6 protein-coding genes and 1 pseudogene are annotated in these 14,205 nt (G+C 72.2%); 5 read left to right on the forward strand and 2 right to left on the reverse strand.

Features of this window, described 5'->3' with window-relative positions; all coding sequences use genetic code 11:
* The first annotated feature begins 23 nt into the window (after positions 1 to 23).
* A complete protein-coding gene (locus ACIN94_RS02970; RefSeq protein WP_400698769.1) occupies positions 24 to 1,439 on the forward strand; it encodes a PLP-dependent aminotransferase family protein in 1,416 nt (471 codons plus the stop codon).
* A gap of 143 nt (positions 1,440 to 1,582) precedes the next feature.
* Here the strand turns inward: ACIN94_RS02970 and ACIN94_RS02975 are convergent, their stop codons facing one another.
* Positions 1,583 to 3,004, reverse strand: a complete 1,422-nt coding sequence (locus tag ACIN94_RS02975) for a M1 family metallopeptidase (RefSeq protein WP_400698771.1) — start codon at positions 3,002 to 3,004, stop codon at positions 1,583 to 1,585.
* 571 nt (positions 3,005 to 3,575) lie between these two features.
* Here ACIN94_RS02975 and ACIN94_RS02980 point away from each other — a divergent pair.
* From ACIN94_RS02980 to ACIN94_RS02995, 4 genes are all read left to right on the forward strand, one after another.
* The gene (locus tag ACIN94_RS02980; RefSeq protein WP_400698774.1) at positions 3,576 to 4,322 is read left to right on the forward strand and encodes a dienelactone hydrolase family protein; all 747 of its coding nucleotides are present in this window, start codon (positions 3,576 to 3,578) and stop codon (positions 4,320 to 4,322) included.
* A 102-nt stretch (positions 4,323 to 4,424) separates the two neighbouring features.
* Positions 4,425 to 5,366 (forward strand): RimK family alpha-L-glutamate ligase, encoded by a 942-nt coding sequence (locus ACIN94_RS02985; protein ID WP_400698777.1) that lies wholly within the window; start codon positions 4,425 to 4,427, stop codon positions 5,364 to 5,366.
* Positions 5,366 to 6,391 (forward strand): LLM class flavin-dependent oxidoreductase, encoded by a 1,026-nt coding sequence (locus ACIN94_RS02990; RefSeq protein WP_400698779.1) that lies wholly within the window; start codon positions 5,366 to 5,368, stop codon positions 6,389 to 6,391. The genes ACIN94_RS02985 and ACIN94_RS02990 overlap by 1 nt, the downstream gene beginning before the upstream one ends.
* A 120-nt stretch (positions 6,392 to 6,511) precedes the next feature.
* Positions 6,512 to 9,070, forward strand: coding sequence for a polysaccharide lyase 8 family protein (locus ACIN94_RS02995; protein WP_400698782.1), 2,559 nt, complete (start codon positions 6,512 to 6,514; stop codon positions 9,068 to 9,070).
* A gap of 124 nt (positions 9,071 to 9,194) precedes the next feature.
* Here ACIN94_RS02995 and ACIN94_RS03000 read toward each other — a convergent pair.
* Positions 9,195 to 14,183, reverse strand: a pseudogene (locus tag ACIN94_RS03000) (amino acid adenylation domain-containing protein); the annotation flags it as partial.
* Positions 14,184 to 14,205 lie beyond the last annotated feature (22 nt).

Raw genomic sequence — 14,205 nt, forward strand, 5'->3', positions numbered from 1 at the left:
GACCGGTATTAAGATCCAATATCGTGTCGGAATCATGGGCCACTTTCGGTGTCGACCTGTACCTGGAGGTCGACACCGCGACCGGCCGCCGATCCGGTCTGGAGCACGCCCTGCGCGATGCCATCCGGACCGGCTGGCTCGCGCCGCGGGCCAGGATGCCCTCGACCCGTAAGCTGGCCACCGAGCTCGGCCTGTCCCGCGGCACGGTGAGCGCCGCCTACGATCAGCTGATCGCGGAGGGCTACCTGACCGCCCGCCGGGGATCAGGCACCACGGTCGCCGATCTCAAGGCGGCTGCCGCCGTACTCCGGCACGGTCCGCGACCGGACACCGCCGTGCCCCGGTACGACCTGCGGCCGGGTAGCCCGGATGTGGGCGCGTTCCCGTCGGACGCCTGGCTGCGATCCACCCGCCGCGCGCTCGCCGCGACGCCGGTCGAGGCCTACGGCTACGGCGATCCGCGCGGCCGGATCGAGCTCCGTGTCGCGCTGGCCGAATATCTGGGGCGGACCCGGGGCGTGCTCGCGACCCCCGAGCGGATCGTGGTCACCTCCGGCTACGCCCAGGCCCTGGCCCTGCTGGCCGGGGTGCTCGGCGACGCCGGGGTGGCCGAGGTGGCCATGGAGGACCCGGGCCTGGGCTTCCACCGGGAGGTGGTCCGGCGGGCCGGCCCGGCCGTCGTCGCGCTCCCGGTGGACGACCGCGGAGCCCGCGCCGACCTGCTCCGCGGCCACGAGAAGGTCGGGGCGGTGGTGGTGACCCCGGCTCACCAGTACCCGACCGGGGTCACCCTGCACCCGGCCCGCCGCCACACGCTCACCGAGTGGGCGCGTACCCACGGCGGCCTGATCGTCGAAGACGACTACGACGGTGAGTTCCGCTACGACCGCCAGCCCGTCGGCGCCCTCCAGGGCATGGCGCCCGACCACGTCGCCTACCTGGGCAGCGTGTCCAAGACCCTCGGCCCCGCCCTGCGCCTGGGCTGGATGGTGCTGCCGCACCACCTCGTCGGACCGGTGGCGGACGCCAAGCTGCATCTCGATCACCACACCGAGACGATCGGGCAGCTGGCTCTCGCCGACCTGATCACCACCCACGTCTACGACCGGCACATCCGCGCCTGCCGGCTCCGCTACCGGCGCCGCCGCGACCTTCTGCTGGCCCGGCTCGGCACCCTCCCCGGTCTCGCCATCCACGGGATCGCGGCCGGGCTCCACGCGATGATCAGCCTGCCGTCCGGTGGGCCCGGCGAGCCGGAGGTGCTCGGCCGCGCCTCGGCGCACGGTCTGGCCCTGGGCGGCCTGGGCGACCACTGGCACCGCGCCGGCGGCCACCCGCAGGCGATCATCGTCGGGTACGGCACGCCACGCGAACACTCGTATCCGGCCGCCCTCGACGCCCTCGCACACGTTCTCACGCAGCCGGGGGCCGCTCCATGAAAAGCGGCGGCACGTGTCGCCGAAATCGGAAACACGTGCCGCCGTGATGTCCTCCCGGCCTCCGGGATCACCCGGAGGCCGGTGCGGACTGGTCCGTGGCCGTCAGGACACGGTCGGAGGGAGATCGCCGGTCAGGGTGGGATCTACCAGGTGGTGGGCTTGCCCTTCTGGAAGATCCACACGTCGAAGAAGTTGGTCAGGTCCATGCCCGACGTCTTCTCCGCATAGGCGATGAAGTCGCGGGTGCTCGCGTTGCCGAACTTGCGTTCGGCGGCCCATCCCTTGATCAGCGGGAAGAAGACGGCGTCGCCGACCTTGCCGCGCAGCGCGTGCAGGGTCATCGCACCGCGGTTGTACGGCACGCTGCCGAACATGTCCACCGGGCCGGGGTCGGCCGTGATGGTCTGCCAGAACGCGGAGGTCGCGGCCCGCCCGTAGTTGCTGGAGTTGTTGAACGTCTGCTGCGCGGTGATCCCTCCGGTGTGCTCGGTCCACAGCCACTGGGAGTAGGTCGCGAAGCCCTCGTTGAGCCAGATGTCAGACCACCGCGTGGGTGACACGCTGTCGCCGTACCACTGGTGGGCGAGCTCGTGCACCATCGTGCCGAGGCTCGGCGAGCTGGAGAAGATCGGCTTGGTCTGGGTCTCCAGGGCGTAGCCGACGTTCGGCGCGCGGTCGACGATCGCCCCGGTCGAGGCGAACGGGTACGGGCCGAAGACCGAGCTGAGGTAATCGACGATCTCCGGGATCCTGGCGACGGTAGCCGCCGACTGGCTCACCAGCCGCGGGTCGACCGCGGTGTAGACGGGGATGCCGGCCGACGTCTTGGTCTCGTTGACCTGGAAGTTACCGATGGTCACCGTGGCGAGGTAGGTCGCCATCGGCTCGGTCGAGTCCCAGACGAACGTCGTCCGGCCGTCCTTGGTCGTCTTCGACAGCAGCTGGCCGTTGCCGACCGCGGTGAGACCCTCCGGCACGGTCGCGTGGAAGGTGAACGTGGCCTTGTCGGTCGGGTGGTCGCTGCCGGGGAACCACGAGGGGGCACCCTGCGGCTCGCCCGCCACGAACGCGCCGTCATCGGTCGGCACCCAGCCCTCGATGGAGCCGTCCGGGTCCGTGATGACCGGCGGCGTTCCCGCGTACTTCACGGTCACCGTGAAGGTCTCGCCAACCTTGACCTTCGGGCGTGGCGTCACGATGAGCTCCTGCCCATCACGCCGGAAGTCGGCGGGGTGCTTGCCCACGCTCAGCGCCGAGATCTCCGGGCCCTGGAAGTCCAGGTTGAACTGGTCCATGTCCTGGGTCGCGAGCGCGGTGATCGTCGTGGTGGCGTCCATGTGCTTGGTCGCCGGGTCATACGAGAACGCGATGTCGTAGTGCTGGACGTCGAATCCGCCGTTGCCCTGGTTGGGGAAGTACGGGTCGCCGACGCTGGCCGAACCCGCCGAATAGCGGGGCTCACCGGACTTTTCCGGGGCGGCGAGGACGGGCTGCGTCAGCTGGGCGCTCATCGCGACGCACAGTGCAGCTGTGACGGCCGTACCGCGGATACTGCGAAATCTCATGCGGTTCCTTTCAATAGCTCTGGCCGGACGGTAACCCGGCCAGAACGCCCCTGCATATAAGGGAACAGGGTCAGTCCGTAACGGAGCGCGACGGGGTGCCTGCGCTGTGTGGACTCCTCGGCGTTCTCCGCGGCGGTACGGAGGGCGTTCGCGCCACCCTGCGATGCCGCCTCGCGGTGCTGAGCGGCATGACGACTCCTCAGAAGGCAGGGGACGGCCCACTCTTGGGGGAAGAGAGAGGACATCCTGGAAACGGCGCCGCCGGCGCCGGATAAAGATGATGCGAATGGTATAAATCGCCAATAAAACGGTCAAGGCTGTCCGAAGCGCTTAAAAAGCTATTTTCTCTGCCTGCCGGTCCCCCGGTGGACCACTTGGAGAGCGGGCATCTCCAGCTCTGGCAATGCCTCTGACCTGGCCTTATAGGTCGCGCCCAGGCTTTGCGGCCGGGTGGGCGGCGTGCCTGCCGGAGCTCGGCCCCGGGTCATGTGAACATTGTGTTACGTTCGCCGGCCGCGTCGACGGGCCGCGTCGACAGGGCATGGTGCCGGGCCGATGGGATGATGCGATCATGTGTCATTCCGATGAATCCAGGCCCCCGCGGCCACACCTGGCGGGCGTTGCCGCCGATGCCCACGAGCTCCGGCTCACCGCCGCGGACGGCACACGGGTGCTCGCCCACGCGGCGACGCCGCAGAAGCCGAACGGCCGCGGAGTCGTGATCCTCCCCGATGTCCGCGGACTGCACGGCTTCTACCGGGAACTCGCCGTCATCTTCGCCGAAGCGGGATTCCACGCCGTGGCGATCGACTACTTCGGGCGGACCGCGGAGACCGATGACCGTGACGGACCGTCCTTCGACTGGCAGCCGCACATCAAGCAGGTCACCCCCGACATGGTCGCGACGGACGTGCGGGCCGCGGTCGAGCATCTCCGCTCGCTCGACGCCGACCGGCCTGACGCGATCTTCACGGTCGGGTTCTGCTTCGGCGGCTCCGCCTCCTGGCGCCAGTCCGCCGAGGGGCACGGGCTCGCGGGCTGCATCGGCTTCTACGGCGGCCAGCCGATGGAGCGGGTCGGCCCGTGGATTCCCGAGATGGAGGCGCCGCTCCTCATGCTTCTCGCCGGGGTCGACAGCACGCCGCCGGAGGAGTTCGCCGAGTTCGCGGACGCGGTGCGACGCCAGGGCGTCGAGGTTCAGTCGTACACGTACGCCGGAGCGCCGCACAGCTTCTTCGACAGGTCCTTCGCCGAGCACGGAGAGGCGTGCGCCGACGCGTGGCAGCGGATCCTGGAGTTCACCGGCGTCGCCGGCTGAGACCGGTCGGCCCGGTCCGGTCGGCCCGGTCCGGGCATGGCCGGTCACGCGTGCGACAATCGGCAGATCCCCGCACGGTTCGCCGGAAGGACGACGCACGCCGTGAAGGCATACGTACTCCATGAAAATCCCGAGTGGTACCCGCCGTTCGCCGCGGCCTTCGAGGCCGAGGGGGTGGACCACGAGCCCTGGCTGCTCGGCGAGGGACTGCTCGACCTCGACGCCCCGCCGCCGCCCGGCGTCTACTGGTCCCGGATGAGCGCCTCATCCCACACCCGTGGCCACCTGCTCGCCAAGGACCACACGCGGGCGGTGCTCAGCTGGCTGGAGGCCCACGGCCGCCGGGTCGTCAACGGGCGCCGGGTGCTCGAACTGGAGATGAGCAAGGTCGACCAGCTCACCGCGCTCCGTGCGGCCGGGATCGAGGTGCCCCGCACGCTCGCCGTGGTCGGGCGTGAGGACCTCCTGGCGGCGGCGGCCAAGCTGCCGGCCCCCTTCATCGCCAAGCACAACCAGGGCGGCAAGGGCCTCGGCGTAGCCCTGTTCGACAGCGTGGACGCCTTCGCCGAGCACCTGGACTCGCCCGGGTACGAGCCGCCGGTCGACGGCATCACCCTGCTGCAGGAGTACCTCCGCGCCGCGCGGCCCCACATCACCCGGGTGGAGATCGTCGACGGCGGCGTCGTCTACGCGCTGACCGCGGACACCGCCCGCGGCGGCTTCGAGCTGTGCCCCGCGGACGCCTGCGCCGTGCCGGCCGTACCGGCGGACAGCTGCATGCTCGACGCGGCACCGGGGCTGTTCGCGCTCCGCGAGGACTTCGACCACCCCGTGCTGGGCCAGTACCTGGACTTCGCCCGCAGGCACGGCATCGAGGTCGCCGGTTTCGAGTTCATCGAGACCGAGGACGGCCGCCTGGTGACCTACGACGTCAACACCAACACCAACTACAACCCCGGGGTGGAGGCGGCGGCCCCCCGCTCCGGGCCGCGGCAGATCGCCCGCATGGTCAGACGGCTCATCAAGGAAGAGGAGACCCGCTGATGCGGTTCGGCTACTGGATGCCCATCTTCGGAGGATGGCTGCGCAACGTCCCGGACGAGGACATGAGCATCGACTGGCCCTACATCCGGGACCTCGCCGTCGACGCCGAGGACCACGGATTCGACCTCACCCTGATCGCTGAGCTCAACCTCAACGACATCAAGGGCCACCGCGCGCCCGCCCTCGACTGCTGGACCCTGGCCCCGGCGGTCGCCGCCGTCACCCGGCGGACGGAGCTGATGCTCGCCGTACGGCCCAACTACCACGCGCCGTCGGCCACGGCCAAGGCCCTGTCCACGCTCGACACCATCGCGCCCGGCAGGATCAGCCTGAACGTCGTCTCCTCCTGGTGGAAGGACGAGGCGGCACAGTACGGTGCCCCGTTCGACGTGCACGACGCCCGCTACGCCCGCACCCGGGAGTGGCTGGAGGTCCTGGGCCGGCTGCTCACCGAGGACACGGTGAGCCACCAGGGCGACCTGTACGACCTTCAGGGCACCATCCTGGAGCCCAAGCCCACCCGCCGCCCCACCGTCTACATGGGCGGGGAGTCCCCCACCGCGAAGGACCTGATCTCCGCCCGGGGCGACGCCTACGTCATGCACGGGGATTCGCCGGAGACCATCGCCGCGAAGATCGCCGACATGCGTGAGCGCCGGCAGGCCCAGGGGCTGGCACCACTCACCTTCGGCGTCTCCGGCTACGTGGTCTGCCGCGACACCGAGGAGGAGGCGCAGGCCGAGCTGCGGCGCATCCTGGACGTGCGCTCCTCCCCGGAGGCGTACGCCTCCTACCAGGACTTCGTCGAGGGCTCCCAGCTGGAGTCGCAGGTCTCGCTGGAGGAGTACAGCGTCTCCAACCGCGGACTGCGCGCCGGGCTGGTCGGCACCCCGGAGCAGATCACCGCGCGGATCAGGGCGTACGAGCAGGCCGGGGTCGACCTGATGCTGCTCCAGTTCTCGCCCCAGCACACCGAGATGGCCCGCTTCGGACGCGAGGTGATCGCCGGCTACCCCCGGGGGTGAGCGCAGTCCCGGATCCACACGCTTGAAGATCGGGCAGGTAGGGCGACGGGCCCTCCGGTGAACCAGAACGGTCCGTGTCCTTACCTGCGCGGTCCTGGATTGCCAGGTGATAATCCACGCGTGACTGGATACTCCAGGCGATTATTTCTCCAGCTCAGCGGTATCGCCGCGGCTGGAGCACTGATCCCGGCGAATGTCGCGCACCCCGGGGACGATCCCTTCGCCCTGCTCCGCCGCCGCTGGCGGGACGTGACGGCGGGCTCGGGGTTCGACGCGGTGGCCGAGCCGTACCGGACCCGGCTGGCGAAGCAGGGGACGACGGCGGCCGGATACCGGCACACCATGGCGCCGGCCGGCGCGTCGCTCTGGCCCGATCTGGCGTTCCCCTCCTTCGCCGACACCCCGGCGCGGCTGCGGGCCATGGCCCGCGCGTACGCCCTGCCGGGGACCGGCCTGACCGGCGACGCGGACCTGGCCGCGGCCGTCGCAGGCGGCATCGACCACTACCGGCGGCAGGTGTACGCCGCGGGCGCGGACCCGGCCGGCAACTGGTGGAACTGGCAGATCGGCACCCCCAAGAAGCTCCTCGACGCGGCCGTGCTGATCGGTCCGCACCTGACAGACCAGCAGAGCAGGGCGCTGCGGGACGCGGTGGACCACTTCGTCCCCGAGTGCCGCCTGGACGACTACAGCGGCACCAGCACCGCGGCCAACCGCGTGGACCTGTGCATGGTGATGCTGCTCCGCGCCATCCTCGGGTCCGACCCGGGGAAGGCCGCGCTGGCCGCCTCGGCGCTCTCCCCGGTCTTCCCCTACGTCTCCGAGGGCGACGGGCTCTACCGGGACGGCTCGTTCATCCAGCACACGTCCGTCCCCTATCAGGGCGGGTACGGAGCGGTGATGCTGTCCGGTCTCGCGACACTGTTCGCGGTGTTGCGCGGCTCGCCGTGGGAGATCACCGACCCGGACCGGCAGACCGTTCTCGACAGCGTCGAGAGGTCGTTCGCGCCGGTCGTCCACGACGGCTTCTGCATGGACCTCGTCAGCGGCCGCGGGATCAGCAGGGAATCGTACGGTGACCACAGGAGGGGACGCGAGATCGCCTCCGCGATCCTGCTGCTGGGGGAGGCGGCCTCCGCCGCTGAGCGGGCCCGCTGGCAGGGCATGGTCAAGGGATGGGCGCTGCGGGACACCTGCACGCCCATGCTCACGGCGGCCGAGCGCGGCGATCTGGGGTTCCACGCCCGCCTCGCCGCGATCCTGGGCGACGACGCGATCCCCGCGGCCGACGAACCCGTCGGGCACCGGCTGCCGGCGATGAGCGCCCGCGCCGTCCATCGCAGACCCACCTGGTGCGCGGGGCTCAGCATGGCCTCCTCCCGGATCGGCCACTACGAGCACGGCAACGGCGAGAACCTGCGGGGCTGGCACACCGGCTCGGGGATGCTCTACTGGTGGGGCGAGGGCCACGGCGACCAGTACTCCGACTCCTTCTGGTCCACCGTCGACCCCTACCGCCTGCCGGGCACGACCGTCTCCACCCGGCGGCTGGCCGACGGCGCCGGTAAGGAGTGGGGTGACACCTGCCCGCCGGGCCGCTGGGTGGGTGGCGCCACCGACGGCATGTACGCGACGGTCGGCCAGCATCTGAACGGCTTCGAGAGCACGATGGAGGCCTTCAAGTCGTGGTTCTTCCTCGACGACGCGGTGGTCTGCCTGGGCGCCGGGATCACCGGCGAGGACGGCGTGCCGGTCGAGACCGTCGTGGACAACCGCAGAACCGACGCCCCGCTCACCGTGGACGGGCAGGCGGGCTGGGCACATCTGGAGGGACACGGCGGCTACGTCCTGCCCTGCGCCCGCCTGCACACGCTGCGCGAGGAACGCACCGGCGGCTCGGACCCGGTGACCCGGAGCTATGTGACCCTCTGGCTCGACCACGGTGTCGACCCCGGCTCGGCCGGTTATGTCTACCTGCTCCTGCCGGGTGCGAGCCTGGCGCAGACCCGGGCCCGCGCCGCCGACCCCGGCTGGGCGCGCGTGCTCGCCAACACCGCCCGCCAGCAGGGTGTCCAGGTCCCGTCGCTCGGGATCACCGCCGTCAACTTCTGGAACGACGGAGCCGTCGGCGGCCTGGCCGCCTCCGCCCCGTGCGCGGTCCTCGTCAGGGAGCGCGGCGACGGTACGGCCACGCTGACCGTGTCGGATCCCCGGCGCGACCTGAGCGGGCTGACCGTGACCTGGGACCGGCCGGTGGCCGAGGTGCTCCACGGGCACCCGCTCCTGGTAAGCGCCACGACCGGCGCGGAGCTCACGCTCGTCTTCGGACGGCTGGCGGACCGGGACGGCGGCTCAGAGACGGTCACCGTACGGCTCGGCCAGCGAGATGGTGCGCCGGCCGGGCCGTGCCCCTGGCCGGTGGCCGGGGGAGTCGGTCTCCGCTGGGGCGCGGAATCGCTCACCGGGTCCGGGCGGTGCCCTCCAGCATGGCGGCGTCGGCCTCGACCTGGACCGCGTCCAGGTCGTCGGCGATCTCAGCGCCCGCGACCGCGTCGGGCAGCGTGTCCTCCATGCGCCGCAGCGGCCGGTACCACAGCCCCAGCGCGCCCCAGAGCATCAGCAGCACACCGCAGACGGCCAGCAGCAGTCCGACGCCGCGTCCCGGCCCCACTCCGATGATGTCACCGACGACCGTGTCCGCGAGAACACCACCCGGGACGAGCAGCGGGCCGAAGACGTCGTCGGCCAGCACCGGCGCGGTGAGGAACGCCACCGGTGTCATCGACACCGCCAGCATCTGGTTGGTGGCCAGCACCCGGCCCTGCAGTTCCAGGCCGACCTTGAGCTGGATGAGCGCGAGCCAGTGCGCGTTCAGCACGCTGAGGAACGCCCACCACATCAGCCCGCCGAAGGCCGCCAGCATCAGCGAGGGCCGCAGCCCGACCAGCAGCACCCCGGCCCCGAGCCCGATCACGAAGCCGACCATGCCGATCGCGCGCCGCTCGGTGCCGCCCCAGAACACCATGATCAGGGAGCCGAGCACCGCGCCCAGGCCCTGCATCGCGGTCACCGTGCCCACGCCCGCGACGTCGCTGAACGACAGCACCGTGGGCACCGTCACAGCCAGGGCGAGCATGCCCAGGTAGTTCTCCACGACGAAGAACCCGATCATGATCATCAGGGGGCGGCGCCGTACGAGGAAGCGCCAGCCACCGATGATGGCCTGCCCGAAGGACTCCTCCAGGCGGACGAACAGCCGGTCGGGGAAGCGGACCAGCAGCAGCGTGCCGAGCCCGGCGAGGAACGTGACGATGTTCACGGCCACCACGCCGTGCAGCCCGACCAGCGTGATGAGCGCGGCGCCGCCCAGCGGCCCGACGAACATGCCCAGGCCGGTGCCGAGGTTCGCCAGCGCGTTGGCCTGCATGAGGTACGGCTTGGGCACCAGCTGCGCCACCGCCGCCAGGTAGGCGGGCCGGTGGAAGGCCGTCACCAGCGACAGCAGCCCGGCGATGATTCCGACCTGCCAGACCTCCAGCCGTCCCAGCCACAGCAGGATCACCAGGACCGCGGTGGCCGCGGCGGAGACGCCGTCGCACACCAGCATGACCAGCCGCCGGTCCACCCGGTCGGCGACCGCGCCGCCCAACGGCGCCGCCAGCAGCGACGGCAACAGGGCGAGCATGGTGACCAGGGCGTAGTCCAGCACCCGCCCGCTCTCCTGGTAGGCCCACACGCCCAACGCGAAGGAGGTCAGCGCGGCGCCGAGCAGCGACACGGTCTGCCCGGCCGCGACGGTGTAGAAGCGGCGCAGGTCCCGGCGGGCGCTCCGGCCCGCGACCTCGACCTCTCCGATCGGCTCGGGCAGGTCGCCGTCGGTCCAGCGGTCCAGGTGCTCCTCGATCAGCCGGGCCAGGGCCGCGGGCTGGTGCTTGAGGAAGTAGTGACCGGCCCGGGGGATCGTGGCCAGCTCCACCTGGTCGGCGAACGCCCCCCACTCGCGGTAGCGCTCCTGGTAGAGCTCGGTCGCGCGGTCCCGCTCGCCGATCACGCACAGCAGCGGCGCCTTGAGCCTGCGCTCCTCGAAGGAGGAGGAGTCGAGGTGGCGGCCGAACCAGGTCTGCGCCTCCTCGACGTCATGCCGCAGGCCGCGCAGCATGATCTCGGTATCGCCGAAGTCGTCATCCAGGGCGCCCAGTGTGCGCAGGAAGTCGCGCTGGGTGCGGTCGGAGGCCCAGCGGTGAGCGGGGAACCTCCGATTCCACCAGGCCGACAGCCGTCCGGGCAGCCGCGCGTCGGGGAAACTGCCGCCGACGAAGACGCCGGCGACCGGTGTCCCGGACGCCTCCAGCCGCAGCGCCAGCTCGGTCGCGGCGGCCGAGCCGACGCAGTGGCCGTACAGCGCGACCGGGCCGGAGATCCCGGCCAGTTCGGCCACGATCCGGTCGGTCAGCTCCGGCATCGACAGCAGGGCCTCGTCGGGCCGGGCCGGGTCGTGCCCGGGCAGCTCGGCGGCGAGCACCGCCGTGGTGGGGGAGGTGCGGGCCAGCTCGGTGGCGAGTGGCTGGTAGGCGGCGGCCGAGCCGCCGCCGTAGGGCAGGCAGACGAGGGTAAGGCTCGCCGTGCGCGGACCGGCCAGGCGGTGCAGCAGCCCGGCCGTGGCCTCGGCGCCGCCGTCGAGGTGGGTGGCCAGCTCACGGATCGTGGGCCGGGTGAACAGGTCGATCACCCGCAGCGCCGGGTCGATCTCCCGGACCGCCCGCACCGCGCGGAAGGAGTCGCCGCCCAGCGCGAAAAAGTCGTCGTCGACGCCGACGTCCTCCACGTCCAGGATGTCCGCCCACACCGCCGCGATCCGCAGTTCGGTCGGTGTGCTCGGCGCGACCCGCTCCGCGGCGGGCGCCGCCTCGGGGATCGGCAGGCGGGCCCGGTCGACCTTGCCCAGCGGGGTGAGCGGCAGCTCGTCGAGGACAACGATCGCGGGCGGGACCATGTAGTCGGGCAACCGCTCGCGCAGCCCCGCCCGGACCGCGGCGAGGTCCACGGAGGCGGGCGCGACCCAGGCGGCCAGCCGCCGGGAGCGGCGCTCGCCGATCGGCAGCACCGCGGCCTCCCGGACCCCGGGCTGCTCCTGCAGAGCGGCCTTCACCTCGCCCAGCTCCACCCGGAAGCCCCTGATCTTGACCTGGTCGTCGACCCGGCCGAGGAACTCCACGAGTCCGGCGGAGTTGAGCCGGACCCGGTCGCCGGTGCGGTAGCAGCGGCCGGCTCCGGTCACCGGGTCGGGGACGAACCGCTCGGCGGTCAGGTCGGTGCGGTTCAGGTAGCCGCGGGCCAGGCTGGGGCTGGCCACCCACAGGTCGCCGGGCACCCCGGCGGGCAGCGGACGGCCCGCGGGGTCGACGACGTAGCAGTCGACGCCGGGCAGCGGACGGCCCAGCGGAACCGACCCCGACCCCGACGGACGGTCGGGCACCCGGCCGCCGAGCACCGAGACCATCGTCTCCGTCGGCCCGCAGTGGATCTGCACCTCCAGGTCGGGGCGGGCCGCGCGGATACGCTCGGCCAGCTCCCACGACGTCGCCTCACCGGCGAGGATGAGCAGCCGGCGCGGCAGCATCCGGGCCAGGTCGCCGTGGGCGGCCAGCAGTTCCAGATGGCTGGGCACCATCTTGATCACATCGATGGGGTGCGCCGCGAGATGGGCGGTGTACGCCTCCGGGTCGACGGCGGCGTCCTGGTCCACGAAATGGACCGCGGCGCCCCGGACGAGCGCGCCGTACAGGCAGGTCATCACCAGGTCGGAGGCGATCGTGGAGACCACGCCGTAGGACGCGTAGGTGTCGGGCACCAGCTCGGCCACGCCGTGCAGGTAGTGCAGTGCCGACCGGTGCTCGATCGCGGCGCCCTTGGGCCGCCCGGTGGAGCCGGAAGTGAAGATCACATGCACGAGGTGGCCGGGGGTGACGTCGACCTCCAGGGGCTCGTCGGGCCCGGCGGCCAGGAGGTCGGGCAGGACCAGCGTGCCGGGGACCCGGCCGGCGTGCTCGCGGTCGGCCAGCACGACACGCGCGCCGGCCGTCTCCATCATGTAGGCGAGGCGGTCGTCGGGGTAGGCGGGCTCCATCGGCATGTAGGCGCCGCCCGCCCGCAGCACGCCCAGGAGCGCGGGGACCAGCCCGGAGTGCCGGTTGACCAGCACGCCGACCGGCTCGTCCGGCCGCACCCCGGCCGCGACCAGGTGGTGGGCCAGACGGTTGGCCAGCCGGTCCACCTCGCCGTAGGTGAGCGATCCGGAGGCGTCCACCGCGGCGGTCGCCTCCGGCGTGCTCCGTACCCGGTCGCCGATCACCGCGTGCAGCGGCCGGGTCAGGTCCATCCGCATCCGCGTGCCCGCGACCACGGGCCCGGTCACCGGCTCCAGCGGTACGGCCGCCGCGGGCGTGTCCAGGTCGGCGAGCATGCCCTCCAGCAGGTTCAGGTACCAGCCGGCCATGCGCCGCACGGTCGACTCGTCGAACAGGTCGGTGCGGTAGGTGAGCTCGCCGTCGTACTCCTCGCCCTCGTTGACGAAGGCGAGGTTGAGGTCGTATTTGGTGGTGCGCAGCGAGGCCTGCACGGGCTCCGCGGTCAGGCCGGGGAAGTCCAGCGCCTGGGGGCGGTCGTCCAGGACGTTGAGCAGCACCTGGAAGATCGGCGTGGTGGCGAGGCTCCGCTCGGGGTGCAGGTGCTCCACGATCCGTTCGAACGGCACGTCGCGGTGGGTGAGGGCGTCCAGCGCGGCGTCCTTGGTCCGGGCCAGCAGCTCGCGGCCGGTCGGCTCGCCGGACCTGTCGCCGCGCAGGACGAGCGTGTTGACGAAGCAGCCGAGCATGCGCGCGGCGTCGGGATGGAGCCGTCCCGCCTCGGGCACGCCGACCGGCACGTCGTCGGTGCCGGAGATCCGGCCCAGCAGCTCCTGCCAGGCGGCCAGCAGCACCATGAACGGCGTGCAGCCGGTCTCGGCGGCGACCTCGCGGACCCTGGCGGTCAGCGCGGGCGCCAGCCGTACCGGGACGGTGGCGCCCGACCAGTCGGCGACCGACGGCCGGGCCCGGTCCACGGGCAGGTCCAGGACCGGTTCGAGCCCGGCCAGCCGTCCGGCCCACCAGGCGAGGTCGCCCTCCGGCTGCCCGGCCAGCCACGCCGCGTAGTCGGCGTACTGCACCTGCGGCGGTGCGGGCGGCTCGGCCAGGCCGCACCGTGCCGCGTACAGGGCGGCCAGCTCGGCCAGCGCCAGGTTCCGCGACCAGGCGTCGAAGGCGATGTGGTGCACGGTCAGCGCCAGGACGTGCTCGTCGGTGCCGGTGAGGTGGAGCAGCAGGACGCGGGTGGGCGGCTCGGAGTCCAGCGCGAACGGGCGGCCGAGTTCCTCCTGCAGCCGCCCCTCCAGCAGATCGTGGTCGTCGAGGTCCTCGACCGTGATCGGGACCCGGTCGGCGTCGACCGGGGTGGCGCCCTCGTCGGTGACGAGGCTGCGCAACACCTCGTGCCGGTCCGCGAGGTCGCGCACGGCGCCCCGCAGCGCGGCGGTGTCCAGCGGGCCGCGCAGCCGTACGGCGGCGGGCACGTTGTAGGCGGCCAGGTCGTCGAGCTGGGCGAGGAACCACAGCCGGGCCTGGGCGGGGGACAGGGGAGCGGGGCCGCCGGTCGCCTCCCTGGCGGGGATCGCCGGGGCGGCCTGGGCGGCGGCGCGGCGCGCGGCCGACAGCCGGGCCGCGAGGGCACTCCGGCGCTCGTCGCTGATGGTCATGAGACCTCCTCCGTCGGCCTCA

It is taken from the genome of Streptosporangium sp. NPDC087985 (genome assembly GCF_044741965.1).
Lineage (GTDB): Bacteria > Actinomycetota > Actinomycetes > Streptosporangiales > Streptosporangiaceae > Streptosporangium.

Coding starts and splice junctions, on each gene's coding strand:
- ACIN94_RS02975 (WP_400698771.1), bottom strand. CDS start 3,004: ATGAGATTTCGCAGTATCCGCGGTACGGCCGTCACAGCTGCACTGTGC.
- ACIN94_RS02980 (WP_400698774.1), top strand. CDS start 3,576: ATGTGTCATTCCGATGAATCCAGGCCCCCGCGGCCACACCTGGCGGGC.
- ACIN94_RS02990 (WP_400698779.1), top strand. CDS start 5,366: ATGCGGTTCGGCTACTGGATGCCCATCTTCGGAGGATGGCTGCGCAAC.